Origin of the sequence: Pararhizobium arenae (assembly GCF_001931685.1) — a bacterium.
Taxonomy (GTDB): domain Bacteria; phylum Pseudomonadota; class Alphaproteobacteria; order Rhizobiales; family Rhizobiaceae; genus Pararhizobium; species Pararhizobium arenae.
This window is the reverse complement of the sequence record NZ_MOOY01000001.1, coordinates 426,509-439,326: the sequence shown is the minus strand read 5'-3', so window position 1 is coordinate 439,326 and position 12,818 is coordinate 426,509. Positions and strand designations below refer to the sequence as shown.

14 protein-coding genes are annotated in these 12,818 nt (G+C 60.7%); 6 read left to right on the top strand and 8 right to left on the bottom strand.

Annotation, left to right across the window (positions count from 1 at the left end):
* Nucleotides 1-72 precede the first annotated feature (72 nt).
* Nucleotides 73-972 carry an NAD(P)-dependent oxidoreductase gene (locus BLX89_RS02150; protein WP_280950549.1) on the top strand — a complete coding sequence of 300 codons (900 nt, stop codon included), beginning with the start codon at nucleotides 73-75 and terminating at the stop codon, nucleotides 970-972.
* A 45-nt stretch (nucleotides 973-1,017) separates the two neighbouring features.
* Here the strand turns inward: BLX89_RS02150 and BLX89_RS02145 are convergent, their stop codons facing one another.
* From BLX89_RS02145 to BLX89_RS02135, 3 genes are all read right to left on the bottom strand, one after another.
* On the bottom strand, nucleotides 1,018-1,506 hold the full coding sequence (locus BLX89_RS02145) for an Lrp/AsnC family transcriptional regulator (protein ID WP_075288986.1): 489 nt from the start codon (nucleotides 1,504-1,506) through the stop codon (nucleotides 1,018-1,020).
* Between the two features lie 67 nt (nucleotides 1,507-1,573).
* Nucleotides 1,574-2,230, bottom strand: coding sequence for a uracil-DNA glycosylase family protein (locus BLX89_RS02140; RefSeq protein ID WP_075288985.1), 657 nt, complete (start codon nucleotides 2,228-2,230; stop codon nucleotides 1,574-1,576).
* Between the two features lie 21 nt (nucleotides 2,231-2,251).
* Complete coding sequence (locus BLX89_RS02135) at nucleotides 2,252-2,794, bottom strand: thermonuclease family protein (protein ID WP_158025928.1); 543 nt, start codon at nucleotides 2,792-2,794, stop codon at nucleotides 2,252-2,254.
* 156 nt (nucleotides 2,795-2,950) lie between these two features.
* Between BLX89_RS02135 and BLX89_RS02130 the strand changes: the two genes are divergently transcribed.
* Nucleotides 2,951-4,483, top strand: a complete 1,533-nt coding sequence (locus tag BLX89_RS02130; protein WP_075288984.1) for a sensor histidine kinase — start codon at nucleotides 2,951-2,953, stop codon at nucleotides 4,481-4,483.
* On the opposite strand, the gene BLX89_RS02125 is transcribed toward BLX89_RS02130, so the two are convergent.
* Together BLX89_RS02125 and cobT are read right to left on the bottom strand one after the other, a co-directional pair.
* Nucleotides 4,484-4,867 (bottom strand): diacylglycerol kinase, encoded by a 384-nt coding sequence (locus BLX89_RS02125; protein WP_075288983.1) that lies wholly within the window; start codon nucleotides 4,865-4,867, stop codon nucleotides 4,484-4,486.
* Nucleotides 4,868-5,045: 178 nt separating this feature from the next.
* On the bottom strand, nucleotides 5,046-6,062 hold the full coding sequence (gene cobT / locus BLX89_RS02120; protein ID WP_075289236.1) for a nicotinate-nucleotide--dimethylbenzimidazole phosphoribosyltransferase: 1,017 nt from the start codon (nucleotides 6,060-6,062) through the stop codon (nucleotides 5,046-5,048).
* A 165-nt stretch (nucleotides 6,063-6,227) separates the two neighbouring features.
* Between cobT and BLX89_RS02115 the strand changes: the two genes are divergently transcribed.
* From BLX89_RS02115 to BLX89_RS02105, 3 genes are all read left to right on the top strand, one after another.
* Nucleotides 6,228-7,016: an adenosylcobinamide-GDP ribazoletransferase gene (locus BLX89_RS02115; protein ID WP_075289237.1), complete on the top strand. Its 789-nt coding sequence runs from the start codon at nucleotides 6,228-6,230 to the stop codon at nucleotides 7,014-7,016.
* Between the two features lie 72 nt (nucleotides 7,017-7,088).
* The gene (locus tag BLX89_RS02110; RefSeq protein WP_075288982.1) at nucleotides 7,089-7,310 is read left to right on the top strand and encodes a DUF1289 domain-containing protein; all 222 of its coding nucleotides are present in this window, start codon (nucleotides 7,089-7,091) and stop codon (nucleotides 7,308-7,310) included.
* Nucleotides 7,307-8,008, top strand: coding sequence for a retropepsin-like aspartic protease family protein (locus BLX89_RS02105; protein WP_075288981.1), 702 nt, complete (start codon nucleotides 7,307-7,309; stop codon nucleotides 8,006-8,008). The genes BLX89_RS02110 and BLX89_RS02105 overlap by 4 nt, the downstream gene beginning before the upstream one ends.
* Nucleotides 8,009-8,088: 80 nt before the next feature.
* Here BLX89_RS02105 and BLX89_RS02100 read toward each other — a convergent pair whose 3' ends face one another.
* The 3 genes from BLX89_RS02100 to BLX89_RS02090 form a co-directional block, all read right to left on the bottom strand.
* The gene (locus BLX89_RS02100) at nucleotides 8,089-8,850 is read right to left on the bottom strand and encodes an ABC transporter permease (RefSeq protein WP_075288980.1); all 762 of its coding nucleotides are present in this window, start codon (nucleotides 8,848-8,850) and stop codon (nucleotides 8,089-8,091) included.
* A complete protein-coding gene (locus BLX89_RS02095) occupies nucleotides 8,847-9,773 on the bottom strand; it encodes an ABC transporter ATP-binding protein (RefSeq protein WP_075288979.1) in 927 nt (308 codons plus the stop codon). Before BLX89_RS02095 ends, BLX89_RS02100 begins: the two co-directional genes overlap by 4 nt.
* A gap of 107 nt (nucleotides 9,774-9,880) precedes the next feature.
* Nucleotides 9,881-10,702, bottom strand: a complete 822-nt coding sequence (locus tag BLX89_RS02090; protein WP_075289235.1) for a sulfite exporter TauE/SafE family protein — start codon at nucleotides 10,700-10,702, stop codon at nucleotides 9,881-9,883.
* Nucleotides 10,703-11,234: 532 nt separating this feature from the next.
* On the opposite strand from BLX89_RS02090, the gene BLX89_RS02085 reads away from it, so the two are divergent.
* A complete protein-coding gene (locus BLX89_RS02085; RefSeq protein WP_075288978.1) occupies nucleotides 11,235-12,761 on the top strand; it encodes an ABC-F family ATP-binding cassette domain-containing protein in 1,527 nt (508 codons plus the stop codon).
* Nucleotides 12,762-12,818: the final 57 nt, after the last annotated feature.

Sequence of the window (12,818 nt, the reverse complement as noted above, 5' to 3'; positions counted from 1 at the left end):
CTGTCGGGCGCCCACTGCGCCCGCTCGCCCAAAGCCAAGACTTCCGCCCGGCGATGTCATCGGCTAAACCGTTTGCCAGACAAATGTTTCGGGAGAATCGGAATGGCGAACGTCGCGTTTATAGGCCTCGGCGTGATGGGTTACCCCATGGCGGGCCACCTCAAAGTCAAGGGCGGCCATGACGTGACCGTCTACAATCGCACTGTTGCGAAATCCGAGAAATGGGCCGCCCAGTTCGGTGGCAAAACTGCCCCTACCCCGGCGCAAGCGGCTGACGGCGCCGATTTCGTCTTCTGCTGTGTCGGCAATGATGACGACCTGCGCTCCGTCACCACCGGTGAAAACGGCGCATTCCATAAGCTGAAGCAAGGCGCAATCTTCATCGACAACACGACCGCCTCCGCTGAAGTCGCCCGCGAACTCAGCACTGCAGCCATTGCTCAAGGTGCGCAGTTCATCGATGCGCCTGTGTCCGGCGGTCAGGCGGGCGCGGAGAACGGTGTCCTGACCGTGATGTGCGGCGCAGATCCCGCCGTCTTCGAGCGCGCCCGCCCCGTCATCGATGCCTATGCCCGAATGGTCGGCCTCATGGGCCCTGTCGGCTCCGGCCAGCTTGCCAAGATGGTCAACCAGATCTGCATCGCCGGCCTCGTTCAAGGTCTTGCCGAAGGCATTCATTTCGCGAAGAAAGCCGGTCTCGACGTTGAGGGACTGGTCGAGGTGATCTCCAAGGGCGCGGCCGGTTCCTGGCAGATGGAAAACCGTCACAAGACCATGAACGCCGGCAAATACGATTTCGGCTTCGCCGTCGACTGGATGCGCAAGGATCTTGGTATCGTGCTCGCGGAAGCTCGCCAGAACGGCGCCAACCTGCCGGTGACGGCCCTGGTCGATCAGTTCTATGGCGAGGTCCAGAAACTCGGCGGCAATCGCTGGGACACGTCCTCCCTGCTTGCCCGTCTGGAAAAGTAATCAAAAATCCGTCGGCAGTGCCCCCACTGCCGACGGGTCTGTCTATCAGTCCTCGCTCGACTTCGCCTGCTCGAGGATCATGTAATCGAGCGGCAGCTGCGTGGTGTATTTGATCTGCTCCATGGCGAAGGCAGACGATACGTCGCGGATCTCGATCTTGGCGATCAGGCGCTTGTAGAAGGCGTCATAGGCCGCGATATCAGGCACGACGACCCTGAGCAGATAATCGACATCACCGCTCATGCGATAGAATTCGACAACTTCGGGAAATTCGCCGATCACTTCGGAGAAACGCTTCAACCATTCGATGGAATGCGCATTGGTGCGGATCGATACGAAGACCGTGACCTTGGTGTTGATCTTCACGGGGTCGAGCAACGCCACCCGCCCCCGGATCACGCCCTCCTCTTCCATCTTCTGGATACGTCGCCAGCAAGGCGTGGTGGAAAGACCGACCTTCTTGGCGAGATCGGCAACGGCGAGCGTGGAATCTTCCTGCAGCAGGCGCAGGATTTTGCGGTCTAGTCGGTCCATAGGCGAAGCCCCCTTCGAATATTATTCCCTTCATAGCGACAATATCGCCGGATGGAAGAATTTTGTTTTAATCGAGAAGCTCTTTTACACGCTTACGCAGAACAGGCAGCAACTCGGCCTCGAACCACGGATGCTTTTTCAGCCAAGCGGTGTTGCGCCAACTCGGGTGCGGCATGGGCAAAACGGCAGGCCCGGCATTGCTGCCAAGGAAGCTACGCCAGTTTTCCACCGTCCGGGTCATGGATTTGCTCCGCCGGTCACCCAGATGCCATTTCTGGGCATATTGCCCGATCGCCAGCACAAGCTCGATCTGCGGCATGGCAGCCATCACCGTTAACCGCCATGTCGGCGCACATTCCTTGCGCGGCGGCAGGTCACTGCCCTTGGCGTCATAACCTGGAAAACAGAAGCCCATCGGCACGATTGCGAAGCGGTCCGGATCGTAGAATTCTTCCCTGCCGACATCGAGCCACTGCCGGAGCCGATCGCCGGATGCGTCGTTAAAAGGAAGACCGGTATTGTTCACCCGCAGACCGGGGGCTTGGCCCGCAATCAGGACCCTCGCCTTGCGCGAAATCACGGCGACCGGCCTCGGCTCATGCGGCAGCTTGTTGTGCTCACCGCCCCACGGAGCGTCGCGGCAGAGCCGACAGACGGAAATGGAGCGGCGAAGTGCCTCCAGTTCATCGTCTTCATCGTTTCTCAGAGCGACACCCGTTTTCATTCATTTCTCGTTTGAACCTGTCTATACGCCTGAAAACCAACCCTTGGCCCTATCGATCAGGCGGGAGATCATATCTTCCTTCGTATGAGGCGCCTCTTCCATTCCGTCGTGCTGGCGCCGCCAGTGATCCGGCGGATCGAACGTGCCGGCCCAGATGCCGCGCCGCTCGGCCTGCGCAAAGCGCTCCTCGTCCGCATAGTCGCCGAAAGCAACCGCGTGCCCGGCCCGCACCATGGCGCCATTCAGATCCCGACCGCCGGCCACGCAGGTCGCCAGCAACCGCGCGTATTTGTCGTGTCCATGGCCGGAGCATTCGACCTGAGCCGAGCCCGTCAGAGCCGCGAGCGCGGTCTTTGCCTTTTCTCCGCAGGCATAAACGGTCTCGCCATCCCGGCATGTCTGTGCAAGTTCCGGTGCATCGATACCCTTCAGCCGGATCCGCTCGTCCGCCAGCGCCAGCGTGTCGCCGTCGATCACCCTGACGTCGCCGGCCAGCGAAATCCGGTTGGCTTCATCGACATGGGAAACGATCAATGCCAGCAAACCCAGAAAGGCGGCCGCCAACGCACCGTCCCTCAACAAGGCACCTCGGCTTCTCCTTTGGCGCATCATATCCACTCTTTTGTTCGCGAAAACATGTCCCCTTCACCAGAGGCAGCAACTTCTTAAGAAATTGCTCTTATCGTCGGTAGCAATTCATTAATGCCGTTTGAGATCGTAATGCAGGGCGTCAGTACCTCGACAGACAAGATTATTGTCGACAAGTCTCGCAGCCACCGCAACAAAGCGGTGTCCAAGGCCGTGCGCACGACTCGTGAACGCCTGCAGATCGGCCCGTCCAACATGGCGGGTTTCGACAAGGACATGATCGGCCTGCACATCGATTCGATGCTGCATGGCGCGGTCGCCATGCCGGTCTTCATCGCTTTCATCACCGGCGTCGGCGTCTACCTGTCGCAGAGCCTGCAGCTGATCGGCTGGGGCGTGATGACTCTCTGCGTGCATGCGCTCGGCCTCATGCTCGCCCGCAAGGCGAAGGCCAAAGAAATTCCGGCCGAGAAGGTCGCCACCTGGCGTCGGCGCCTGTTCGCCTTCCAGGCCCTGTTCGGCGTCTGCTGGGCCGCCTTCCTGTTGCAGGAATGCGATACCTGCGGGGCCGTGACCTTCGGCCTTTACAAAGGGGCCGCGCTGCTGATCGCGCTTGCTGCCACTGCGATGGGCACGTTCCTGCTGCGCAATGCGCTTGCCGTTACCTTCGCACCCGTGATCGTGACTCTGGCCGCTCTTTCTCTGCTGGGCGGCTCGTCTTCTACCATGGCACTGACGGCGGTCGTCTGCACATCGCTCGTCTTCCTCGTGTTCATGACCAACCGGATGCACAAGGCGAATGTTCACATCCTCTCCGTCCAGTCGGAGAAGGACGACCTGATCGCCGAGCTTGAAGTCGCAAAATCCATGTCGGACGAAGCGCGCCGGCGCGCCGAGGAGGCAAACCTTGCGAAATCCCGCTTCCTCGCCTCGATGTCGCACGAGCTGCGCACTCCGCTCAACGCCATCCTCGGTTTCTCGGAAGTCATGGCAACCGAGGTGCTCGGGCCCCTCAACAATCCGATCTACAAGGAATATACGGGCGACATCCACCGGTCCGGAAAACACCTTCTGGAACTGATCAACGAAATCCTCGATCTGTCGCGCATCGAAGCCGGCAAATACGACCTCAACGAAGAAGCCATCCATCTTCTCGAGATCACCGAGGATTGCATCGGCATGGTGCAGCTCAAGGCCCGCGCCAAGAACATCACGATTTCCGACCAGTTCGAGCGCAACATGCCGGCGGTCTGGGTCGATGAAAAGGCAATGCGTCAGGTCATCCTCAACCTGCTTTCAAACGCCGTGAAGTTCACGCCTGCCGGCGGCGAAATCAGTGTGAAGGTCGGCTGGACGGCCGGCGGCGGCCAATATCTGTCGATCAAAGACAACGGCCCGGGCATTCCGGAAGATGAAATCCCGGTCGTGCTCTCTGCCTTCGGTCAGGGCTCGATCGCGATCAAAAGCGCGGAACAGGGCACCGGCCTCGGCCTGCCGATCGTTCAGGCGATCCTTGCCAAGCACAATGGCGAGTTCATCCTGCGATCCAGACTGCGCGAAGGCACCGAAGTCATCGCCATTCTGCCGGCAAAGCGTGTGCTTCAGAGCGTTCCGGCTGTCGAGGACGCACCGGACATCGAACGCCGGCGCAAGAGTTTCGCCTGATCAGGCAGCAAGCCACTTCGACAGAAACACCACGTAGAAGGCATAGGCCCCGTTCGCGACAATGACGCAGAGGCAGGCCAGCGAACCGAGATCCTTGGCATGTTTGCCCATGTCGGAGATTTCCGGTGAAACCCGATCGACGATTTCCTCGATCGCGGTGTTGATCGCCTCGAACGCCACCATCATCATGAACAGCAGGAACATCGCAAGGTACTGAAAGAAGGTCGCGCCGACGATCGCGAAGGCGATCATCGCGATGACGAAAGCGCCAAGCTCATGGCGAAAGGCCGCCTCGCCGAGCAGGCGCTTGGCCCCGCCGAACGAATAGGTGGCAGCCGCGATGAAATGCGAGATGCCCGTCAGTTTCTCAATCGGCTTCGTCATTCAGCCTTCGTCTCCAAGTCGGAGCGCGCGGCCCGACGAACGTCCAGATAGGTTCGGCCGCCCGGTCAGCCAGGGCAGCGCCAAATTTGTTGCATCCGAATATGTGAGAAGGCTTAACGGTTCAACCCCGGCAGAGCCGGGATTAACCCGTAAATAGGCGCCATTCGCTGACGAACGGCTATTCGCGGTTGCTGACGCCAGCCTGAACGAAAGTCGCCATGCCGGAATGGCAGGCCGCCGCGGACTTGACGATGCCGGCGGCAAGCGCCGCGCCGGTGCCTTCGCCCAGCCGCATGCCCAGCGCCAGAAGTGGCGTCTTGCCGAGTTTTTCGATGGCTTTCATGTGACCCGGCTCGCCCGAGACGTGGCCGATCAGGCAGTGATCGAGCGCTGCCGGATTGGCGGCGCGAAGGATTGCGCCCGCAGCCGTCGCGACATAACCATCCAGAATGACCGGAATCTTCTGCATGCGGGCGGCAAGGATGGCGCCAGCCATCGCCGCGATCTCGCGACCGCCGAGGCGACGCAGCACTTCCAGCGGATCACTCAGATGATCCTGATGCAGCGTGACAGCCTTTTCGACGGCCGCGATCTTGCGCGCCAGAACCTCGCCCTGCGATCCCGTGCCGGGACCAACCCATTCCTCGGCGGTGCCGCCATAAAGCGCGAGGTTGATCGCAGCGGCAATCGTCGTGTTGCCGATGCCCATCTCGCCGATGCAGAGCAGGTCGGTGCCGCCGGCAACGGCCTCCATGCCAAACGCCATCGTCGCCGCGCAATCACGCTCGGAAAGGGCAGCTTCCTCGGTGATGTCGCCTGTCGGATATTCAAGCGCCAGATCGAAGACCTTGAGGCCAAAATCATGGGTCACGCAGATCTGGTTGATCGCCGCACCACCGGCCGCAAAATTCTCGACCATCTGCGCAGTTACAGAAGGCGGAAACGGCGTCACGCCCTGCTTTGTCACACCATGATTGCCGGCAAAGATCGCGACCAGCGGACGGTTGACGGCGGGCGCACGGCCGGTCCAGGCGGCAAGCCAGAAAGCGATTTCCTCGAGACGACCAAGAGCCCCGGCCGGCTTCGTCAACTGCGCATCACGCTCGCGGGCTGCAACGAGGGCGGCGCCATCCGGGCCGGGCAAGTCCTTCAGCAGGGCGCGAAAATCGTCGAAGGGCAGGCCGCTGGCACTCATGGAAAATATCCTCGTATCGTCGTTCTGCGGAATGATCCGCATGGTTGCCCTCTCATAGAGCGCTGTGCCGCCTCAAGCAACGGCATTTGCGCCACCCGCTGTCGCCGTCGCATGATCGCCCGCAAAAGCCGATTCGCACCACTGCGAGCCGATCCGGGGGACACCATGACCGAGCCGACCGACTTCATCGACGACACTGCGCGCTCTGTCGCGTTCCTCAGTCGTATCCACATGCCGCAACGCCATTTCATCGGCTTTGATGGCCGCCTCAGCCGCGCTGTGCGCGCCTTTCCGCTGGCGGGTCTGCTGATCGTCCTGCCATCGGCGGCCATCGCCGCCATCTTCGCCGCCGTCAAAGCCGACCCGTTGTTCACAGCCTTCACGGTCGTCGCCATTCAGGCGCTGATAACCGGCGCTCTCCATGAGGATGGGCTCGCAGACACCGCCGATGGCCTCGGTGGCGGCAGGGATCGGGAAAGCTCCCTCCTCATCATGAAGGACAGCCGCATCGGCTCCTACGGCGCCATCGCCCTCGTCCTGTCTTTCGGCCTTCGTGTTTCCGCACTTGCCGCCGTCCTGCCGCAGCTTTCGCCCACCGGGTCCGGGCTGGCCGTGCTCGCCGTCGCTGCTCTCAGCCGCACAGCCATGGTCTGGCACTGGTCGAGCCTGTCGCCAGCGCGCAAGGATGGCATCGCCGTCTCGGCCGGAGAACCTCAAGCAACCGCCGTTCGCTTCGCGCTTGCCTTCGGCATCATCAGCGCGGCGCTGCTCCTTTTCCTCGCCGGCATCCATCTGCTCGCCGCGCTTCTGGCGCTGGCGGCTTTTGGAGTCACCGTTCCGGCGTTCGGTCACATCATCGGGAGCAAGATCGGTGGCCATACGGGTGACACAATCGGGGCAGCACAACAGCTGACGGAAATCGCGGTCCTCGCCGCCCTTGCGCTGGCCGTCTGAAACGCCGATATATTTCTGGAAGACTGGCCGGTCCTGTCCGGCTCACAAAACATCGATCCTTCTGGACGTTTTATGGAATCACCCTGCATCCTCGTCTGCTCCATCGATACGGTCACCGGTTACTGTTTCGGCTGCGGCCGGACGCGCGATGAGATCGGCAGCTGGATGACCTATACGTCCGAGGAGCGAAGAAGCATTATGGCAACCCTTCCGGCGCGGCTGGAAACGGTCGAGCGCAAGCCTCGTCGGGAGACCCGCCGCACCCGCATGGCGCGGGAGCGCCTCGCCGAATGAAACTCTTTTATCTGCTGCTCGGTATCCTCGCTGCGGGCCTCATCCTCCTCATCAAGAACCACGATGGGGGCCGCACGCTTGGCATCGAAAACAACGATTTCGAGCGCCTTGTCTCGCTCTCGGCCATCGCCGTCATGCTGGCTGCGGGTGTCCTGCACAGCCGGTTCAATTTTGGCGAAACCCTGCGCCAGATCATGATCTGGCTCGTCATCATCCTCGCATTGGCTGCCGGCTACATCTATCGTGGCGATCTCTCGAATTTCGGCAGCCGCCTCGCGGGCGGGCTCATCCCCGGCCGGATGAGCGTCTTTACCGACAGCGAAGGCCAGCAGGAAGTCGTGCTGCACAAAGTCCTGAACGGCCACTTCGAAACACCGGTGACGATCAACGGCGAAACGGTCCAGATGTTGGTCGATACCGGCGCCAGCAATGTCGCGATTTCGTGGGATGACGCCGAGAAGCTCGGCCTGAAACCGGAGACGCTGGAGTTCACCCAAACGGTCATGACCGCGAATGGTGAAGCCCGCGCCGCGCCGGTCCGCCTCGCTGAAGTCGCCATCGGCCCCATCGTCCGCAACGACATTCGCGCCAGCGTCGCCGAAAAGGGTCGCCTGGATCAGAGCCTGCTCGGCATGAGTTTTCTCTCCACCCTCGACTTCCTGCAGATGCAGACCGACGAGTTGAGATTGAGGGATTAGCGAATAGCGAATAGATGATGCCCGGTTAGATAGGGCTGTGTAACCCTATTCGCTATTCGCTATTCGCTATTCGCTATCGCCTAATTCCTCAGCCGATATCCCGTCCTGAATATCCACGTCAGCAGACCCATGAGGACCGCAAGGAACGCTATGATAATCGTGAAGCTGATCCACGGATTGACGTCGGCGATCTCGAAGAAGCTCCAGCGGAAACCGCTGATCAGGTAGAGCACCGGATTGGCATGGCTGACCGCCTGCCAGAACGGCGGCAGCATGTCGATCGAATAGAAACTGCCGCCGAGGAAGACGAGCGGCGGGATCACCAGCATCGGGATGAGGTTCAGTTGCTCGAAATCCTTCGCCCAGATGCCGATGATAAAGCCGAACAGGCTGAAGGTTACCGCCGTCAGGACGAAGAACAGCAGCATCACCAGAGGATGCGCGATCGAAAGGTCAACGAAGAGCGCAGCCGTTGCCAGAATGATCAGTCCGATCATCATGCCCTTGGTCGCCGCCGCCCCGACATAACCCAGTACGATCTCGGTCATGGAAACCGGTGATGAGAGCAGTTCATAGATGGTGCCGGTGAACTTCGGGAAATAGATGCCGAACGAGCCGTTGCCGATACACTGGGTCAGGAGCGTGAGCATGATCAGACCGGGCGTGATGAAGGCGCCATAGGAGACACCCTCGATCTCCTGGATCCGAGACCCCACAGCCGCGCCGAACACGATGAAATAGAGCGAGGTGGAAATGACCGGGGAGACCACGCTCTGCAACAGCGTGCGGCGCGTACGCGCCATCTCGAAGAGATAGATAGACTTGACCGCCTCGAAATTCATGCGCGTGCTCCCACGAGCTCGACGAAGATGTCTTCGAGCGAGCTCTGCCGTGTCGAAATATCCTTGAGGCGAATGCCGGCTTCCGCCAGCGCCGTCAGCAGCGTCGTGATGCCCGTACGTTCGCCGGATACATCGTAGTCGTAGATCAGGCTGTGTCCCTCATCCTCGACGCTGAGCCGATAGCCGGAAAGCGCCTCAGGCAGCGCAGAAAGCGGCTCGGCAAGCTCGACGCGCAACTGCTTGCGCCCCAGCTTCTTCATCAGCTCCACCTTCTGCTCGATCAGCAATATCTTGCCGCCATTGATCACGCCGACGCGATCGGCGATTTCCTCGGCCTCTTCGATGTAGTGCGTGGTCAGGATGATGGTGACGCCGTTTTCCCGCAGCTTTTCAACGACCTGCCACATGTCCTTGCGCAGGTTGACGTCCACGCCCGCCGTCGGCTCGTCGAGGAACAGCACCCGCGGCTCGTGTGACAACGCTTTTGCGATCAGCACCCGCCGCTTCATGCCGCCGGAAAGTTCGCGCAGCATGTTGTCCTTCTTGTCGTAGAGGGAAAGATCTTTCAGCACCTTCTCGATATGCGCCGGGTTTGGCTTCTTGCCGTGTAGCCCGCGCGAAAAGGATACGGTGTTCCACACCGTCTCGAACTGGTCCGTCGTCAGTTCCTGCGGCACCAGCCCGATCATCGAACGCGTCTCGCGAAAATCCTTGACGACATCATGCCCGCCGACGGTCACAGTACCGCCGCTCGGATTGACGATACCGCAGATGATCGAGATCAGCGTCGTCTTGCCGGCACCGTTCGGGCCGAGCAACGCCAGGATTTCTCCCTCCTCGATATCGAGGCTCACATCCTTGAGCGCCTGAAAACCGGACGCATAAGTCTTGACGAGATGGGAAACGGAAACGATGGATGGCATGGAAGTCCCGAAATTCGGAGGGCGGGCAGGATTGTGTTCTATATGGGGCCGATCGCATAAAATTTCAGCCCCAAAAACGCCTCTTTTTCGGAAAGCCGCTGAGACCGTCAGTTTATCATGGCATAGAAGAACCGCAGTGCAGTTACCGTCAGGAAGATGCCGAAACCGATCTCCAGTTTGCGCCGGTCCAGCGCATGCGCGGTCCGGACCCCGAGCGGCGCCACCAGCAGCGTCAACGGGATCACGAGGATCACCGCGATCCAGTTGATGAAGCCGGTCGAAAACGCTGGAAGCCCGGCCGCGCCCCAGCCCGCCCAGATATAGCCGATCAGGCCCGGAATGGAGATCAGCACGCCAAGCCCGGAGGATGTCGCCACCGCCTGATGGATCGTTCGGCCATGGGTGGTCATGAAGATATTGTTGATTACCCCGCCGCCAACACCCATCAGTCCCGATAGCACGCCAATCACCACTCCCGCGATCCAGCGAACCGGATTGCCCGGAAGATCGTCGGCGATCCGCCAGTTCTCGCGGTTGAAGAACATGCGGACCGCCATCAGGATCGCAATCACGGCAAAGACGCCCATCAGCGTCTCGCCGGAGACGTAGCCGGCGATACCAGCCGCCATCAGCGAGCCGAGCGGCACCGCGACGATCCAACCCTTCAGCAAGTCGATATCCACCGCCCCGCGCTTGCGGTGCGCCAGAAACGAGCGGATCGAGGTCGGCACGATGATCGCCAGCGACGTGCCAAGCGAAAGCTGCATGCGCACCTCATCCGGCACGGCGAGCAGCCCGAACACCTGATAGAACACCGGCACCAGAATGGCCCCACCGCCGATCCCGAAGACCCCTGCCAAAAAACCCGCCACGACACCGGCCGCCGCAATCGCGAGCGCAAAATAGACGAGTTCTGTGATCGGCGGCATAAGCTTCTCTGAATTGGCGCGAGTGACATCGCGAAGGCGGGCGTTTTCCCTCACCACTGTCATTAAACCGTGATGATTTTCAATCATTTTCCGGCCGTGCAATGCGCATGTTCGACTGATTTGCAGAACCTCCGGCAGTCCCCTCTACGGCAAGGTTCTTTCTCAAGGCCGGTCCCCACCGGCCTTCTTTTTTGCGCCCCAGTCTTTCTTGCGGATCGCCGCTCTTGCCGGATCATCGCACTGGTTGTACAAAAGCGCCTGTCAGATGCGTGAAAATCCGCACCAAGAGAAAGGAGGGGTCACGTGCACAATTTCTATTTCCGGTTCTACCGGCAGCGTGGTCCCGTCAATGCCCTGCAGATGCGTTTGCAGGGCTGACCAGAGACCGTTTTCAAAGACGACACCTCTTCCTGGTCTGCCCCTCGTGGCCCGCAGCACCAAGCCTTGAGCTTGGCACGTCTGCATTCTCATGACCGCCTGAATCGACGATGGCCGAGCGCCCGCGACTGGCGGAAAAGACCGGAAGACAACCATGTCCCTCATCAATATCCGCAATCTCGGCGTCACCTTGTCGAGCCCCCTGTTTTCGAACCTCAACCTCGCCATCAATGCCGGAGACCGCATCAGCGTCGTAGCCGCCAATGGTCGCGGCAAATCCACGCTTTTCCGCTGCATTGCCGGCACGCTGGAAGCCACCGAGGGTGAAATCACCCGCTCGCGCGGACTGACCGTGGGCTACGTCGAGCAGAACGTCCCGCCAGTCCTGCTGGACAAAACCTTCTATGACGCCGTCCTCGATGCGCTGCCCGCCGAACAGGCCGAAACAGAAAGCTGGCGCGTTGATGTCGTGCTGGAATCGCTTGAGGTCCCCGAGGAATTCCGCACACGCCAACTGAAAGCACTCTCGGGCGGCTGGCAACGACTGGCGCTGCTTGCTCGCGTCTGGGTCACCGAACCGGACGTGCTGATGCTGGACGAGCCGACCAACCACCTTGATCTCGGCAAGATCGCGGCGCTGGAAGATTGGCTGAACGCCCTTCCCCGGGACGTCCCGGTCGTCCTCGCAAGCCATGACCGTGCCTTTCTCGATGCGGTCACCAACCGCACCCTTTTCCTGCGCCCGGAGCAATCGCCGGTTTTCGCACTGCCTTATTCACGGGCACGGACGGCGCTGGAGGAAGTGGATGCCGCCGATGCTCGGCGCTACGAGCGCGACATGAAGACCGCTGATCAGCTGCGAAAGCAGGCTGCCAAGCTCAAGAACATCGGCATCAACTCCGGCAGCGATCTTCTGGTGGTAAAGACGAAACAATTGAAGGAGCGCGCCGAAAAACTGGAAGATGCAGCCCGACCGGCCCATCTCGAACGCTCCGCCGGCACGATCCGCCTCGCCAACAGCGGCACCCATGCCAAGGTGCTCATAACCCTCGACGACGCTGAAGTCTGCACTCCCGATGGCACGCTGTTGTTCAGGACCGGCAAGCAGTTCATCTGCCAAGGCGATCGCATCGTGCTTCTCGGCCTAAACGGCACCGGCAAGACCCGGCTCATCCAGCGTCTGCGCAATGTCATAACCAACCCGGAAACCACGCATGACGGCATCAAGGCAACGCCGTCACTGGTTCTTGGATATGTGGATCAGGCCCTGGCCGACCTGAAAGGCACCGATACCCCCATGCGGACCGTCACCCATCGCTTTGATGTCGGCGACCAGCGCGCCCGATCGCTGCTCGCCGGCGCCGGAATGAACGTCGACATGCAGGACAAGCCGATCGACCGCCTCTCGGGTGGCCAGAAGGCGCGGCTCGGCATGCTGATGCTGCGGCTTGCAAACCCGAACTTTTACCTCTTGGATGAGCCGACCAACCATCTCGACATCGACGGGCAGGAAACGCTGGAGGCGGAACTGATGGCCCATAAGGCAAGCTGCCTCCTCGTTTCCCACGACCGTAGCTTCGTGCGCAATGTCGGCAACCGTTTCTGGATAATCGCGCGCAAACGACTGGTGGAAGTCGATGGGCCGGAAGAGTTCTTCATGGAGGCGACGCTGCTGAAATAGGAGAGGAAAGGCGACCGCGTCACCTCACGGCGGCGCGGTCCAGTCGGCGTCCTCTGT